Below are 14,254 nucleotides of genomic sequence, written 5' to 3' on the forward strand. Positions count from 1 at the left end.
GGCGATGGCGGAGCTGCCACGGGTGCCGCCGGAGATGTTCCGGTTCACCACCACGGAGCGGGCGGATCTGCACACGGCGGTGCTCTACGCCTTCGGCGAGGCCAACGAGCGGCTGGAGACGGCGCTCACCGTCGACGAGGTGCGAGAGCGGCTGCGGGCGGTCGGGTGGTACGCGCCGGTGGGCGAGCAGGACCTGGCCGGGACGCTCAAGCAGCTCGTCGGGTGGGGGCTGCTGGACGTGATCTTCAACCACGCCGGGAGCTTCGCCACCGCGGAGGAGTATGAACGGAAGAACCTGCAATATTCGCTGACCAAGCGGGGCGAGGCGGCGTTCGCGGGCGTGCAGCACGCGATGGCGATGCTGGCCTCTGCGGGGGCGCTGCAGACCGCGGTGCTCGACGCCATCGGCGACCGGCTCGGGGAGCTGGAGGAGCTGCTGCGCGATCCCGATCCCGGGCACAACCGGCGCGTCTTCACCAGCCTGCAGGAGCTCGAAGGGCACCTGGACGGGCTGCGGAGCAACACCAAGCAGTTCAACGGGGAGCTGCAGCGGCTGCTGCGCGTCGAGGGGACGGATCTCACCACGTTTCACGAGGTCAAGGCCGCCACCGTGGCCTACCTGCAGGAGTTCGTGACCAATCTGGAGCAGCGGGGTGACACCATCGCCCAGGCGCTGGAGGCGGTCGCCCGGCACGGGGTGAGCGTGCTGCACGCGCGGGCCCTCGACGGGGCCGACCTGCCCGACGTGCCGGGAGCCGATCACGCCACGCCGTGGCTGGCCGTCCGGGCGGCGCGCTGGGACGGGCTGCGGCTGTGGTTCGCGCCCGCGGACGGGAGCGTGCCGCGGGTGCGGCAGCTGCACGACGTGGCCCGGCGGGCCATCGTGTCGCTGCTCCAGGTGCTCGATCGGATCACCGACTCGCGGCGGCGGTCGTCCAGCGCGGCGGCCGACTTCCGTACGCTGGCCCGCTGGTTCGCCACGGCGGCCGGCGAGGACGACGCGCACCGGCTGTGGGACGCGGCGTTCGGGCTCGGGCCGGCCAGGCACGCCCATCTCGGGCACGCCGACGCGGAGCTCGTCCCGGCCGGGGTGCCGTGGGCGGAGGCGGAGCCGGTCGAGGTGTCGGCGTTGTTGCGGGCGCGGGGGCGCACCGAGCGCATGGGGCGCACCGGGAAGGTGCGCGACGTGGTGGCGCTGCGGGCCGAGCGGCGGGCGCGGGCCGAGAAGGAGCGGGCCGAGCTGGAGGCCGCGTGGTCGGCGCTGGCCACCACGGGGGCGATGCGGCTGTCTCAGCTGGCGGAGCTGGAGCACGACACGTTCGGGCGGCTGCTGGATCTGCTCGGGCGGGCCCTGGCCGAGCGGCCCGACTCCACCGGGTTCCGGCGGGCGGTGACCTCGGACGGGCGGGTGGAGATCGTGCTGCGGGACCCGGAGGACGGCGCGGTGGCCGTGCTGCGCACGTCCGAGGGGTGGTTCCGGGGGCCCGACTATCTCATCGACATCCGGTCGCTCGGACGGCGGCCCAGCCGCGATCAGCGGGTGGTGGGCGCGTGAGCACGCTCGCCAACCAGCTCGTCAGGGCCGAGAAGGAGGAGATCGCGCGGGCGATCAAGACCCTGCTCGGGCGGCCGCTGGTGTCCCAGCACGACGACCCCGCCGCCTTCGACCTGATCAGGAAACGGCGGCAGCCGCTCACCCAGTGGTTCGACTACTTCTGCGGATGGCGGCTCGTCGTGGAGCCGCGCCAGGGCTACGCCCGCCTCGTGAAGGTGCGTTCCGAGGCGAGCGCGACGCGGCCCGCCCGCCGGCGGCGCACGACGCGGGCGCCGTTCGACCGCCGCCGCTACACGCTGCTGTGCCTGTGCGCGGCCGAGCTGCTCACCTCGCCGGTCACCACGATCGGGATGCTCGCCCAGCGCGTGGTGCAGGCGGCGGCGGTGGAGGCGGAGGTGCCGGCGTTCGACCCGGTCAGGGCGGAGGAGCGGGCGGCGTTCGTCGACGCGGTCAAGCTGCTGGAGCACTACGGGGCCGTCTCCGCCATGGACGGCACGACCGACTCCTACCTGGCCGACGAGGACGCCAAGGTGCTCTACCGGGTCGACACGACCCGCGTGATCCGGCTCCTCGCCGCCCCGGTGCCGCCCTCCCGGGCCGCGGACGTCACCGCGCTCACCGCGGAGGCCAGGTACGGCGGCGACGAGCCGACCGAGACCCAGCGCAACCTGTGGGCCAGGCACTCGATCATCCGCCGCCTCCTCGACGAGCCCGTCGTCTACCGCGACGAGCTCACCCCCGCCCAGTCCGCGTACGCGGCCTCGCTCACCGGCCGCCAGATCATCCGCCGCGCCGCCGAGGAGGCCGGATTCGTGCTGGAGGAACGCGCGGAGGGCTTCCTGCTCGTCGACCCGGACGCCACCGCCACGGACGCCAAGTTCCCCGACGACGGCAGCCACGCCAAGGTCGCCGCCCTGCTCCTGCTCGACCTGCTGGTCTCCGCCGGCCCGGTGACCGCCGCGCGGCTCGACGCCGAGGCCGCCGGGCTGCTGCGCCGCTTCCCGCAGTGGGCCAGGGCGTACCAGTCGGACGGCGGCGGTCCGCGGCTGGCCGAGGACGCGCTGGACATTCTCACGCTGTTCGGGCTGGCCCGCCGCAGCGGCGACCGGGTCGCCGCCCTGCCCGCCGCCGCCCGCTACCGGGTCGATCGTGGTACGGATCTCGTGGAGGATTGATGACTGTCACCGAGCTCGCTCCCGCGCGCCCCGCGCCGGGGGGAGAGGCCCGATGGACGCCCGTACGCGCCGGGATCCTCAACGTGTGGCGCTACTACGACGAGGTGTTCGAGTTCCACCGGGGCCGGTTGCTGCTGCGCGGCCCCAACGGGAGCGGCAAGTCGAAGGTGCTGGAGCTGCTCCTGCCGTACGTGCTGGACGCCAGTCTCAAGCCGAGCCGGCTGTCGACGTTCGGCGGCACCGAGCGGACCATGCACTGGAACCTCATGGGCGACGGCGCCACCGGCACCACCCGCGTCGGCTACGTATGGCTGGAGTTCCAGCACGCGGACGGGCGCTGGTTCACCTGCGGCGCCCGGCTGCAGGCGACCATCCACACCAAGAACGTCACCGCCACCTATTTCACGACAGAAGCCCGCATCGACCTGCCGGACGGCGTCCAGCTCAGCGGCGAAGCCGGCCAGCCCCTGACCAAGGCCCAGCTCATCGAGGAGCTCGGCACGTCGGGCAAGGTGCACGAGTCCGCCGAGGCCTACCGCACGGTCGTCCGCCAGACGCTCTACCGGGGGCTCAACGAGCAGCGCTACGACTCGCTGCTCACCGCCCTGCGCCAGCTCCGCACCCCCAAGCTGTCCGAGCGCCTCGACCCCGGCCTGCTGTCCGAGCTGCTGTCCAGCGCGCTTCCGCCGCTCGGCGAAGGCGAGATCCACGAGATCGCCGAGGGGTTCGAACGGCTGGACCGGCAGCGCGAGGAGCTGCGGCTGCTCGACCGGGACGTGGAGGAGGCCGACCGGCTCGCCGGCCGGCAGCGCGGATACGCCCAGCGCGTGCTGCGGGCCGCGGCCGCCGCCGTCACGTCGGCGGGATACACCATGGACTCGCTCGCCGCCGAGGCCAAGGCCAAGCGGGAGGCGCTGAAGGAGGCCGAGGGCGAGCTGCTGGCCGCGACCGCGCGGCTGGGGGAGGAGGAGGCGCAGGAGCTGGCGCTGGCGGCGCAGATCGACGGGCTGAAGGAGAGCGAGGCGTACAAGGCGGGCAGTGACCTGCACCGGCTCCGCATGGAGGCGCAGACCGCCCACGAGACGGCCGCCGGGCTGCGCGACCAGGCGGGGGTGTCGGCCCGGTCGTCGGCCGCCAAGCAGGAGGCGTCGGCCCGCGCCGAGACCGCCGCCCACACGGCCGCTGCCCTCGCCGACCGCGCCCGCGCCGAGGCGCGCCAGGCGGCCGAGCGCGCCGGGCTGCTCGCGGTCCACGAGGAGAGCGAGCGCGCCGGCGGCACTGACAGCGAGGAGGGCGTGCGCCGGGGGCGGGAGCTGTTGCGGGCCGCCGTGACCAGCCGCAACGCCCAGATCAGGGAGGTGAGGGCCGCGGCCCTGGCGCACGAGGAGGCGATCAACCGCCGCACCGCCGCCGAGCAGGACCGCGACCGGGTCAGAGACGATCTGGCCACCGCCCAGGAGGCCCACGACCGCGCCGTGCGCCTCCGCGACGACCGGCTGCGCGACCTGGCCGGCGCCCTGGCCGAGTGGACGCAAGGCTGCGCCCAGCTCCGCCTCGACGCCGAGGAGCTGGCCGGTCTGGCCGACCGGTTCGAACAGGCCGACGAGCTGGTCAGCACGGCCAGGGCCACGGCCGCCGTCCGGCTGGCGGCCCGCGAGCAGCACCTCACGACCCTCCGCGACGGGCTCGTGGACGAGCGCGCCGAGCTGGCCAGGGAACGCGAGGGCCTCGACGGCCAGGCCGTGCTGGAGCCGCCCGCCCCGCACACCCGTGCCGCCGCCAGGCAGGGACGCGCGGGCGCGCCGCTGTGGCGGGCGGTGGCCTTCAGATCGGGCGTCGACCCCGTCGCCCAGGCCGGGGTGGAGGCCGCGCTCGAAGCCGCGGGCCTGCTGGACCTGTGGCTGCTGCCCGACGGCGGCTTCGACGCGGGCGAGCACGACGCCTTCGCCGTGGCCGCGCTGGCCGCGCCCGCGCCCGGCTACAGCCTCGCCCACGTGCTGTTCACCGAGGCGGGCTCCCCGGCCCCGGCCGACGCCGTGCTGGCCGGGATCGCGTTCGCGCCCACCGCGATCGGCGTCGACCACCCGGCGGTCGTGGGCGCGGACGGCACGTGGCGGCTCGGCCCGGCGGCGGGCCGCTGGGTCAAGCCCGAGCCCTCCTACATCGGCGCCGCCGCCCGCGAACGCGCCCGGCGCCGCCGCGTCGCCGAGCTGGACGACCGGCTGAGCGACCTCGCCGGCACGATCGCCGAGTGCGACCACCTGCTGGCCGTGGTCGAGGCGGACCGCGAGGCGCTGGCCGCCGAGCTGCGGCGCAGGCCCGGCAGGAAGCCGTACGCCGACGCGGTCCAAGCGCTCGACGGCGCGGTCAGGAAGGTCGCGCTGCTGGAGGACCAGCTGCGGGCGTACGAAGGGCGGCTGCACGAGCGCGAGAAGGACGTCGGCAGATCGCTGCGGCGGCTCACCGAGCTGGCGGCCGGTCACGCCCTGCCCACGGGGCTGTCCGCCCTGGACAAGCTGGAGGAGGCGCTGCGGACCGCCGAGACCACCGGCACCGTCTGGCACGACCGCCGCGGCGACGCCCGCACCGCCCGGGAGCGCGCCGAGCACGCCGCCGAGACCGCCCGCGAATACCAGGACCTCGCCGTCCGGGCCGTCGAACGCGCTGAGGAGGCAGCGGCCGCCGCCGTCGTGCTGGCCGAACGGCTGGCCGCCATCGAGTCCACGGTCGGCGTCGAGCACTTGCGCGTGCTGGAGCAGCTCCAGGAGACCCAGGCCGCCTACCAGGCCTGCCGCCGGCTGATCAAGTCGGCCAACGACGACCTGGCCCGGCTCAACGCCCGGCTCGGACAGCTCAGGGGCGAGCTGGCCACGGCGGAGGACAAACACGCCGAGGCGGGACGGGTGCGCGAGGCGGTGTCGGAACGGTTCCGCCGCCTGGCGGCCGGGCACCTGCCGGCGGACGCGCGGGTGACGGTCGAGCTGGCCGCGGACTCCGGGGTGCGGGCCGTGCTGGAGGCGGCCAGGGCCGTGGCCGAGCAGCTGGCGGCGGTGTCGTACGAGCAGAAGAACGTCAGGGAGGCCGAGGCGCGGCTGCAGGACGCCTTCCACCACGCCAGGGAGATCCTCGCGAACCGGGCGGATCTGGAGCTGGCGCCCGACGACGACGTCCAGGTGCTGACCGCCACCGTGGGCGGCGTCCGGGCGGGGGCGGCGGCGCTCAGCACGGCGTTGCGCAAGGAACGCGACGAGCGGCGCTCGGACATCACGGAGGCCGAGCGGGACCTGTTCGACCGCACGCTGGCCGGCGACACGCGACGCCATCTGGCCGACCGGATCAGGCAGGCGACGGCGCTGGTCGAGGGCATGAACCAGCGCCTCGAGCGCGTCCGCACCGCCTCCCGGGTGGCCGTGCGGCTGGTGTGGCAGGTCGACCCCGCCCAATCGGCCGGCACCCGGGCCGCCCGCGACCTGCTGCTGCGCGACCCGGCCGGGCTGAACGAGGCCGACCGGGAGGCCCTGTACGTCTTCTTCAGGGACCGGGTGGAGGAGGCGCGGGCCGACGACTCCTCGGCGAGCTGGGAGGACCAGCTCATGAAGGTGCTCGACTACACGGCCTGGCACCGGTTCGTGGTCAAGGTCGACCGCGGGGACGGCCAGGGGTGGCAGGACCTCACCAGGAAGCTGCACGGGGCGCTGTCGGGCGGGGAGAAGGCGATCGCGCTGCACCTGCCGCTGTTCGCCGCCGTGGCCGCGCACTACCAGACCGATCCGGGGTGCCCGCGGTTCATCCTGCTGGACGAGGTGTTCGTGGGGGTGGACCGGACGAACCGGGGGCAGGTGTTCGACCTGCTGGTGGATCTGGGGCTGGATCTCGTGCTCACGTCCGACCACGAGTGGTGCGAATACCGCGAGCTGGACGGGATCGCGATCCACCAGCTCATCACGGGGGACGGCGACGACGCGGTGACCACGGCCCGCTTCGTCTGGAACGGCTACCGGACGGTGCCCGGAGAATGACCGCTTCCGACACGCCCGCCGTACCGGAGCGGCTGCGGGTGGCGGCGCTGCGGCCGATCTGGCAGGCCCTGCACGAGCGGCTCTCGTCCGGCCACCAGGTCAGCCGCGTCAAGGTGACCGGGCTGGCGGACGAGGAGCAGGCCGCCGTCGCCGACCTGCTCGGCCTCGACCGCTACCCGGGCCCGTCGATCACCCTGGACGTGGGCAGGCTGGAGGGCGTGCTGGGCGGACTCGACGTACGCACCGTCACCGAGGCCCTGATCGGCCCGCTCGACGACCGCAGGCGCCGGCGGGCCGAACGACGGCTGGAGCGCGAGGCGCTGCTGGACTGGTTCGCCACGCACCCGGTGGTCGCCGCCGAGCCGGCGCTGCTGGCCCTGTCCGCCGTCCGCGCCGGCCGCGACCTGCTCGAACAGGCCCTCGCCGTGCTCGCCGCCCTGCCCGCCTCGGGACGGCCGCTGGCGGCGGTGGCGGCCGACGTCACCGGCGACCCGCACGCCCTCGACGAGGGCACCCGCCTGTCGTCGCTGGTGCTGAAGGCCCTGTCGGTGCTCTATGACATCCCCGCGCCGGAGGGCGCCGAGGCCCGGCGGGCGCTGTGGGAGCGGGCCGGCGTGGCCTGCGACGCCCTGTCCACGACGGTCCTGGTCGCCGGATTACGGCCGCGAGGGGACTCCGCCCTGGCCAGAGTCCTGCGGATCTGGGACGGCCAGGCCAGCGTGATCACCCTCGCCCAGCTCCGGGACCCGCTGGAGCTGCGGGAACGGGATGTGTGGGTGGTGGAGAACCCGACCGTGCTGGCCCTCGCCCAGCAACGCTTCGGCCTGTCGTGCCCGCCGATGGTGTGCACCTCCGGCTGGCCGAACAGCGCCGCCGTCCGCCTCCTGCGTTCCCTGCCGGGGACCAGGCTGCACTACCACGGGGACTTCGACGGGGAAGGGCTGCGGATCGCCGCGTACACCATGGCCAAGACGGGTGCCGAGCCGTGGCGCATGTCCACCGCCGACTACCTGCGGGCGATCGGGAGCCGATCCGGCGAGCTGCCGCCCGGCCGGGTGACGGATGCACCCTGGGATCCCGGGCTGGCCCCGGCCATGCGCGCGCACGAGCTCGCCGTCCCCGAGGAACTGGTCGCGGAGCCCCTGCTCGACGACCTGGCCTGATCGCATGGAACGGAGTGCATTGTTCGAACAACTCGTTCACCGGCTCAGCGGATCCGGCGTCATCGGCTCGCGGCGGACCCCGCCAGCTGGGCCGCCCAGGGCGGGTTGGCGCCCGCCACCGAGCAGGTCAGCGCCGACACCTGCGCCGCGAACGCCGCCGCCTCCATGGCCGTCGGCAGGTCCAATCCGTCCAGACGGCCGCCCAGCAGTCCCTTCGCGCCCAGATGGTGCAGGAGCCCGGCCGTGAAGGAGTCGCCCGCGCCGACGGTGTCCACGACCTCGACCTTCGGCGCCGGCACGGTCGCGCGCTCGCCGTCCAGCGACACCAGCGCGCCCGCCGCGCCCCTGGTGATCAGGATGAGGCGGGCGCCCGCGGCGTGCCAGATGTCGCAGGCACGTTCCATCGGCACGTCCGGCAGCAGGAACCCGAGGTCGTCGTCGCTGAGCTTGAGGATGTCGGTCCACTCGCACCACCGCGTGACGTGGTAGTCGTCCCTGGAGGCGAGAGTGGGGCGGACGTTCGGGTCGATCGAGATCGTCGCGTGGGCGGCGGCGGACCGCACCAACTCCTCGATCGCCGTCCGGCCCGGCGGCCTGACCAGGGCCAGCGATCCGGTGTGCAGGCAGCCGGCCGGGCCGAGGCGGGCCGGATCCAGCTCGTACGGGGTCCACTGCCAGTCGGCGGTGCCCTCGGCGTAGAAGCTGTATTCGGCGTGGCCGCCCGCGTCGAGCGCGGCGACCGCGAGCGTGCTCGGCTCCTCGGCCTCGACGCACGCCGACAGGTCGACGCCCGAGGCGGCCAGGTGCCCGCGGAACAGCTCACCGAACACGTCGCCGGAGATCCGGCCCAGGAACCGCGTGGGGGAGCCGAGCCGCGCCAGCGCCACCGCGGTGTTGGCAGGCCCGCCGCCCGGCAGCACCCGCATCGCCAGCCCGCCCGCGGCATCGCCCGCCGCGCCCGGATGCGGGCCGGGGGGACGCCGGTCGGTGAAGCCGTCGGCGACGCATTCGCCCAGGACAGCGATCATCGGGCTCGCCTTTCTGACACGTTGCCGATTTGTTACGGCGTGGGGGCATTGACGTTTCTCGGATCGGAGTCCATCATCGCAGCACGGCGGATGTCAACGTTGACATATGTCAACGATGACATTGAATCCCCCCAGATAGGAACCGCTCATGAACGCACGACTTTCAGCAGGCCTTCTGATCACCGCGCTCCTCGTCACCGGGTGCGGCGGTGGCGGTGGTGAGACCACGACGTCCACCACGCCCAAGGTCGGACTGATCACCAAGACCGAGACCAACCCGTTCTTCGTCAAGATGAAGGAGGGCGCGCAGAAGTCCGCCCAGGCCAACGGCTTGGAGCTGATGACCGCCGCGGGCAAGTTCGACGGCGACAACGCCTCGCAGATCACGGCGATCGAGAACATGGTGGGGGCCGGCGTGAAGGGCATCCTCATCACGCCGAGCGACACCAAGGCCATCGTCCCGGCGATCAAGAAGGCTCGCGACGCGGGCGTCCTCGTGATCGCGCTCGACACGCCCACCGAACCGCAGGACGCCACGGACGCGCTGTTCGCCACCGACAACTTCAAGGCCGGCGAGCTGATCGGCCACTACGCGAAGGCCGCCATGGCCGGCAAGCCGGCCAAGATCGCCACGCTGGACCTGGCGCCCGGCGTCACGGTCGGCCAGCTCAGGCACGACGGCTTCCTGAAGGGGTTCGGCGTCCCGGCGGGCGACCCGTCCGTCGTCTGCTCCCAGGACACCCAGGGCGACCAGTCCAAGGGCCAGACCGCGATGGAGAACTGCCTGCAGAAGGCCCCTGACATCAACGTCGTCTACACCATCAACGAGCCCGCCGCGATGGGCGCCTACACCGCGTTGAAGGCCAAGGGCCGCGAGAAGGAGGTGCTGATCGTGTCCGTGGACGGCGGCTGCACCGGCGTCAAGGCCGTGCAGTCCGGTCAGATCGCCGCCACGAGCCAGCAGTACCCGATCAAGATGGCCGAGGACGGCGTCAAGGCGGTGGCCGAGTTCGCCAAGACCGGCAAGAAGGCCGCCGGCTACACCGACACCGGCGTCACCCTGATCACCGACAAGGCCGTCACCGGCGTCGAGGCCAAGGACACGGCTTTCGGCCTGGCCAACTGCTGGGGCTGACATGGCCGTCATGGAAGCGACGCTGTCGCGCCGCCTCATCTCCACACCCGTCGCGGGCCCGCTGGCCGCGCTCCTGCTGGCCTGCGTGTTCTTCGGCCTGAACAGCGAGCAGTTCTTCACCGGGTCCAACTTCTCGCTGATCATCCAGCAGGTCATGGTGGTCGGCACGCTCGCCATCGGGCAGACCCTGATCATCCTCACCGCGGGCATCGACCTGGCCAACGGCGCGATCATGGCGTTCGGCGGGATCGTGATGACCAAGCTGGCCGTGCAGAGCGGGCTGCCGCCGCTGCTCGCGGTGGCCGCCGGGCTCGCGGTGTGCGCCGGGTTCGGGCTGGTCAACGGGCTGCTGGTGACGCGGATCTCGTTGCCGCCGTTCATCGTGACGCTGGGCATGCTGAACGTGGCCTTCGCGCTCACCCACATCTACTCCGAAGAGCAGACGATCACGGACCTGCCGCCGCTGCTGACGTTCCTGGGGCAGACGTTCCAGATCGGGCAGACGAACGTCACGTACGGCTCGCTGCTGACGATCCTGCTGTTCCTGCTGTTCGCGTACCTGCTGGGGTCCACGGCGTGGGGCCGGCACGTGTACGCGCTCGGCAACAGCCCCGAGGTGGCCCGCCTGACCGGCATCGGGACGCAGCGGCTCACGATCGGCGTCTACACGCTGGCCGGCTTCGTGTACGGCATCGCGGCCCTGCTGCTCGTCTCCCGCACCGGCGTCGGCGACCCGCAGGCCGGTCAGACCGACAACCTCGACAGCATCACCGCGGTCGTGCTCGGCGGCACGAGCCTGTTCGGCGGCCGCGGCCTGGTGATCGGCACGCTGGTAGGGGCGCTCATCGTGGGGGTCTTCCGCAACGGCCTGCAGCTGATGGGCGTACCGTCGATTTACCAGACGCTCATCACCGGCATCCTGGTGATCCTCGCCGTCACCGTCGATCAGCTCTCCCGGAGGAGGAACCGATGACGAGCTCCCAGACACCGGTGCTGTCAGCCCGCGGCCTGGTCAAGCGGTACGGCCACGTGACCGCGCTCGACGGCGCCGACTTCGACCTGATGCCCGGCGAGGTGCTCGCCGTCATCGGCGACAACGGCGCCGGCAAGACCAGCCTCATCAAGGCGCTGACCGGCGCGCTCGTGCCCGACTCCGGCGAGATTTTGCTCGACGGCGAGCCGGTGCGCCTCCGATCTCCGATCGACGCGCGCCGGCACGGCATCGAGACCGTCTACCAGGACCTCGCGGTCGCGGCCTCGCTCGACATCGCCACGAACATGTTCCTCGGCCGGGAGCTCCGCAAGCCCGGCCTGCTCGGCAGCGTCTTCCGCATGCTCGACAAGAAGCGCATGCGCGAGGAGTCCGCCAAGCACATGGCCAGCCTCAAGATCGGGCTGCGCTCGCTCACCCAGCCGGTCGAGTCCCTGTCCGGCGGGCAGCGGCAGGGTGTGGCCGTGGCCCGGGCGGTGGCGTGGGCCACCCACGTGGTCGTCATGGACGAGCCCACGGCCGCGCTCGGCGTCAAGGAGTCGGGCCAGGTGCTCGACATGATCAAGCGTGTCCGCGACGGCGGCACGCCGGTCGTGCTGATCAGCCACAACATGCCCCACGTGTTCGAGATCGCCGACCGCATCCACGTCCAGCGCCTCGGCCGCAGGGTCGCCCAGATCAAGCCGGGTGACCACAGCATGGCCGAGGTGGTGGCCATCATGACCGGTGCGCTCCAGGTGTCGGAGGGCAAGGCCGTGGTGGCGGACAAGGACGCGGCGGAGGCGATCGGCCTGTCCTGAGATGCCCGTTCTGATGATGATCGCGAGCCATTAGCATGGGCCAAGTGCGGCGTCCGACGATGACTGACGTGGCCCGCGAGGTCGGCGTCACGGCCAAGACCGTCTCGCGGGTGCTGAACGACGAGGGCCCGGTCGCCGTCGAAACGCGCGAGCGGGTCATGGAGGCCGTCAGGAAACTCGGCTACCAGCCTAACCTGATGGCCCGCAACATGCGGGTGGGCGCGCGGGACGCCGCGATCGGCCTGGTCATCCCCGAGATGGGCAACCCGTTCTTCGGCGCGGTCGCGGGCGGCATCGAGAGCGTCGTCCGCGCCCGCGGCCTCACCCTCATCGTCGGCTCCTCCAGCGAGACGGCCGACCTGGAGCAGTCGCTGATCGCGACGTTCCTGGCCCGCCGGGTGAGCGCCCTCATGGTGGTGCCGTCGGCCACCAGCGACCACCGCCACCTGCGCAGCGAGCGCGTGGCCGGCCTGCCGATCGTCTTCCTCGACCGCCCGGCCGTCGGGCTGACGGCGGACTGCGTGGTCAGCGCCAACCGGGAGGGCGCCAGGGCCGGGATCGCCCACCTGATCGCTCACGGCCACCGCCGGATCGGCTTCATCGGCGACCTGCCCGCCACCCTCTACACCCGCCGCGAACGTTTCCAGGGCTACCGCGACGCCCTCGACCAGGCGGGACTCCCGTTCGATCGCGCCTTAGTCGAGACCGGCCACGACCAGGAGGCCGCCGAGGCCGCAGCGCTGCGCCTCATGGCCCTCCCCGACCCGCCGACCGCCCTGTTCGCGGCCAACAACCTCGCCTCGACGGGCGCCGTGGTGGCGCTGGCGCGGACCGGGCGCAGGGACGTGGCGCTGGTCGGCTTCGACGACCTGCCCCTGGCCGAGTGCCTGGATCCGCCGCTGACCGTGGTGGCCCAGGACCCGGCGGGGATAGGGGTCGCCGCGGCGGAGCTGGTGCTGGCCCGGCTGGACGGCGACAAGTCCAAGGCCCGCAGATCATTGGTCTCCACGCGCTTGATCGTCCGAGGCTCGGGCGAACTGCCCGCCCCCCGGCCGATCGACTGACCATTGTCCTCCGCAGTTATTGCAAATTCTTCGCATGTAGGGTGATCAAGCAACAAGCCCCAGAGCGAAGGAGGGCAGATGTCCCACCCCTGCCACGTGCACGACGGATCCGGCATCGCACCGATCTCCGGGCAGGTCATCGACCTGTACCGGGAGTGCTACGCCGCCCCGCCGTGGTCGGAGACTCCCGAGCAACTGGACGCGTACCCCGCCCGGCTCGCCGCGGTAACCGAGCGGGCGGGCTTCAGGGCCATGACCGCCCATGACGACGGAGGACGGCTCGCCGGCGTCTGCTACGGCTGGCCCACTCCCGCCGGCCTGACCGGCGGCGGCCTCTACGACGCCCTGGTGGAGACCTTCGGAGCCGCGACCGTGGCGGCGTTCACGCGAGACGCCTTCGAAGTGGCAGAGCTCTTCGTCCGGCCGGGTAGTCAGGGACAGGGAATCGGGCGGCGGTTGCTCACGCGGCTGACCGCCGGATGGCCGGCGGCCTGGCTCATCACGGATCCGCACAAGCCGGCCGCCGCTCTCTACCGCAAGCTCGGCTGGCGGGAGGCCGGGCAGTTGCCGGCCGGGTTCTATCCGGGGGCCAGGCTCTCCGTCTACGCGCTGGACGGGCGCCACGGTCCCGCGGTCACGCCGGAAAGTCGATCCGCATGACCACCCGCCGGAGGGTGGGGTGGTTGACCTCCTTGAACCCGGCGTCCTCGAACACCTGACGGGCACCCACGTGCACCTCACCCCAGGTGATCTCCTTGCCTGGCTGGGTGATCATGGGGTAGGCCTCGAGCGCACGGGCGCCGCCATCGCGGGCGAAGCCGATCGCCGCCACCGCAAGGGGATAGGTGAGGCCGCGGCCCCGATAGCCCTTGCGGACGACGAAGCAGGTCACCGCCCAGACGCCGTCATCGTCCTTGTCCTCGTCCCGGCCGGCCCACGGGACGCGAAGGGTGCGGAGTTTGGGGTACGCCGTCCGCGGCTCGACCGCGACCCAGCCCGCCGGGTCGCCGTCGACGTACGCCACCAGGCCGCTCGTGGCCGGGGCGTCCGGGTCGCCGCAGGCGGTCTGCGTCCGCAGCATCGCGGTCCGCCCCTCCTGCGTGGAGTCGCGCCAGATCCAGCCGGCGATCTTGAACCTCTGGCACATGCACCGGCCCGCGTCGGCGGTGCCGAAGATCGCGGCGAGGTCGTCCCATGACGCCTCGTTGGCGGGGACGATGCTCAGCCGCTCGGCCGGGATCGGCGCCGGCACGGCCCTCATCATGGCGCCGGCCGTCATCGGAGGCTCGTGAATCGTGGTCTCCTCGGTCATGCTCCGCATGTT

Annotated in this window: 11 protein-coding genes; 9 read left to right on the forward strand and 2 right to left on the reverse strand. The window is 72.9% G+C overall.

The features are described from left to right. Window positions 1-4 precede the first annotated feature (4 nt). Genes ACIBX3_RS18740 through ACIBX3_RS18755 form a run of 4 tightly spaced genes read left to right on the forward strand, consistent with a single transcriptional unit; the run spans window position 5 to window position 7,912 of the window. On the forward strand, window positions 5-1,555 hold the full coding sequence (locus ACIBX3_RS18740; RefSeq protein WP_397118475.1) for a TIGR02677 family protein: 1,551 nt from the start codon (window positions 5-7) through the stop codon (window positions 1,553-1,555). Continuing rightward, on the forward strand, window positions 1,552-2,730 hold the full coding sequence (locus ACIBX3_RS18745) for a TIGR02678 family protein (protein WP_397118477.1): 1,179 nt from the start codon (window positions 1,552-1,554) through the stop codon (window positions 2,728-2,730). The genes ACIBX3_RS18740 and ACIBX3_RS18745 overlap by 4 nt, the downstream gene beginning before the upstream one ends. After that, window positions 2,730-6,749 carry a TIGR02680 family protein gene (locus tag ACIBX3_RS18750; protein WP_397118478.1) on the forward strand — a complete coding sequence of 1,340 codons (4,020 nt, stop codon included), beginning with the start codon at window positions 2,730-2,732 and terminating at the stop codon, window positions 6,747-6,749. The genes ACIBX3_RS18745 and ACIBX3_RS18750 overlap by 1 nt, the downstream gene beginning before the upstream one ends. Further along, window positions 6,746-7,912 (forward strand): TIGR02679 family protein, encoded by a 1,167-nt coding sequence (locus ACIBX3_RS18755; RefSeq protein WP_397118480.1) that lies wholly within the window; start codon window positions 6,746-6,748, stop codon window positions 7,910-7,912. Before ACIBX3_RS18750 ends, ACIBX3_RS18755 begins: the two co-directional genes overlap by 4 nt. A 59-nt stretch (window positions 7,913-7,971) precedes the next feature. On the opposite strand, the gene ACIBX3_RS18760 is transcribed toward ACIBX3_RS18755, so the two are convergent. After that, window positions 7,972-8,940 carry a carbohydrate kinase gene (locus ACIBX3_RS18760; RefSeq protein WP_397118482.1) on the reverse strand — a complete coding sequence of 323 codons (969 nt, stop codon included), beginning with the start codon at window positions 8,938-8,940 and terminating at the stop codon, window positions 7,972-7,974. 148 nt (window positions 8,941-9,088) lie between these two features. Between ACIBX3_RS18760 and ACIBX3_RS18765 the strand changes: the two genes are divergently transcribed. The 5 genes from ACIBX3_RS18765 (at window position 9,089) to ACIBX3_RS18785 (ending at window position 13,590) form a co-directional block, all read left to right on the forward strand. Further along, complete coding sequence (locus ACIBX3_RS18765) at window positions 9,089-10,075, forward strand: sugar ABC transporter substrate-binding protein (RefSeq protein ID WP_397118483.1); 987 nt, start codon at window positions 9,089-9,091, stop codon at window positions 10,073-10,075. Between the two features lie 10 nt (window positions 10,076-10,085). Beyond that, window positions 10,086-11,048: an ABC transporter permease gene (locus ACIBX3_RS18770; protein ID WP_397118485.1), complete on the forward strand. Its 963-nt coding sequence runs from the start codon at window positions 10,086-10,088 to the stop codon at window positions 11,046-11,048. Further along, window positions 11,045-11,866: an ATP-binding cassette domain-containing protein gene (locus ACIBX3_RS18775; RefSeq protein WP_397118487.1), complete on the forward strand. Its 822-nt coding sequence runs from the start codon at window positions 11,045-11,047 to the stop codon at window positions 11,864-11,866. Before ACIBX3_RS18770 ends, ACIBX3_RS18775 begins: the two co-directional genes overlap by 4 nt. A gap of 59 nt (window positions 11,867-11,925) precedes the next feature. Then, entirely contained in the window at window positions 11,926-12,930 is a 1,005-nt protein-coding gene (locus tag ACIBX3_RS18780; protein WP_397118489.1) for a LacI family DNA-binding transcriptional regulator, read from the forward strand. A gap of 78 nt (window positions 12,931-13,008) precedes the next feature. Beyond that, window positions 13,009-13,590, forward strand: coding sequence for a GNAT family N-acetyltransferase (locus ACIBX3_RS18785; protein WP_397118491.1), 582 nt, complete (start codon window positions 13,009-13,011; stop codon window positions 13,588-13,590). On the opposite strand, the gene ACIBX3_RS18790 is transcribed toward ACIBX3_RS18785, so the two are convergent. Beyond that, a complete protein-coding gene (locus tag ACIBX3_RS18790) occupies window positions 13,565-14,242 on the reverse strand; it encodes a GNAT family N-acetyltransferase (protein ID WP_397118493.1) in 678 nt (225 codons plus the stop codon). The genes ACIBX3_RS18785 and ACIBX3_RS18790 overlap by 26 nt on opposite strands. Between the last annotated feature and the right edge of the window lie 12 nt (window positions 14,243-14,254).

It is taken from the genome of Nonomuraea sp. NPDC049480, from assembly GCF_044465905.1.
In the GTDB taxonomy this organism is placed as follows: Bacteria; Actinomycetota; Actinomycetes; order Streptosporangiales; family Streptosporangiaceae; genus Nonomuraea.

What these genes read in the sequence shown, in the direction of transcription:
- ACIBX3_RS18750 (WP_397118478.1), top strand. Translation starts at nt 2,730, where the DNA reads ATGACTGTCACCGAGCTCGCTCCCGCGCGCCCCGCGCCGGGGGGAGAG.
- ACIBX3_RS18790 (WP_397118493.1), bottom strand. Translation starts at nt 14,242, where the DNA reads ATGACCGAGGAGACCACGATTCACGAGCCTCCGATGACGGCCGGCGCC.
- ACIBX3_RS18780 (WP_397118489.1), top strand. Translation starts at nt 11,926, where the DNA reads ATGACTGACGTGGCCCGCGAGGTCGGCGTCACGGCCAAGACCGTCTCG.
- ACIBX3_RS18740 (WP_397118475.1), top strand. Translation starts at nt 5, where the DNA reads ATGGCGGAGCTGCCACGGGTGCCGCCGGAGATGTTCCGGTTCACCACC.
- ACIBX3_RS18770 (WP_397118485.1), top strand. Translation starts at nt 10,086, where the DNA reads ATGGAAGCGACGCTGTCGCGCCGCCTCATCTCCACACCCGTCGCGGGC.
- ACIBX3_RS18760 (WP_397118482.1), bottom strand. Translation starts at nt 8,940, where the DNA reads ATGATCGCTGTCCTGGGCGAATGCGTCGCCGACGGCTTCACCGACCGG.
- ACIBX3_RS18765 (WP_397118483.1), top strand. Translation starts at nt 9,089, where the DNA reads ATGAACGCACGACTTTCAGCAGGCCTTCTGATCACCGCGCTCCTCGTC.
- ACIBX3_RS18785 (WP_397118491.1), top strand. Translation starts at nt 13,009, where the DNA reads ATGTCCCACCCCTGCCACGTGCACGACGGATCCGGCATCGCACCGATC.
- ACIBX3_RS18775 (WP_397118487.1), top strand. Translation starts at nt 11,045, where the DNA reads ATGACGAGCTCCCAGACACCGGTGCTGTCAGCCCGCGGCCTGGTCAAG.
- ACIBX3_RS18755 (WP_397118480.1), top strand. Translation starts at nt 6,746, where the DNA reads ATGACCGCTTCCGACACGCCCGCCGTACCGGAGCGGCTGCGGGTGGCG.